Annotated in this window: 1 protein-coding gene; it reads left to right on the top strand. The window is 58.7% G+C overall.

Going from position 1 to position 463, the window contains the following annotated elements:
• The coding region (locus tag B3849_RS13320; protein WP_286780304.1) for an efflux RND transporter permease subunit at positions 1-463 on the top strand (463 nt) is incomplete at both ends.

Raw genomic sequence — 463 nt, 5'->3', positions numbered from 1 at the left:
GTGACCTGCTGACGGTCGACGGTGTTGCCAATGTCGATATCGACGGGCTGCCGGAAGAGGCGATTTTTGTCGAACCGTCGTCGCAAAAGATGTCACAGCTTGGCATTGATCCCAGCGTGATCATCGGCGCGATCAGTGAATCCACAGCGATCAACCCCACCGGCTTTGTCGAAACTGGCGATACCAACCTGCGGATCGACGGTCCCTCGGGCGATGATAGTGTAGGTGACATCAGCGCCTTGACCTTCGGCTTTCAGGGCGAGGTGCTGAATCTGCTGGACGTGGCAACCGTGTCGCGGGGCCGTGTGGACGCCCCCGACCACCTTTTGCGTCAAGACGGGCAAGAGGTCTTCACCCTTGGCGTTTCGGGACTGGAATCGGAAAATATCGTCGAGGTCGGCAAACGCGTCGAAGCGCAGCTTGAGACCTTGCAAACCTTCCTTCCCGTCGGGGTCGAGATCAC

This window comes from Sulfitobacter sp. UBA4523, from assembly GCF_002388305.1.
GTDB lineage: Bacteria > Pseudomonadota > Alphaproteobacteria > Rhodobacterales > Rhodobacteraceae > Sulfitobacter > Sulfitobacter pontiacus.
The sequence above is the reverse complement of the archived record's forward strand: the minus strand, read 5'-3'. Positions and strand labels throughout refer to the sequence as shown.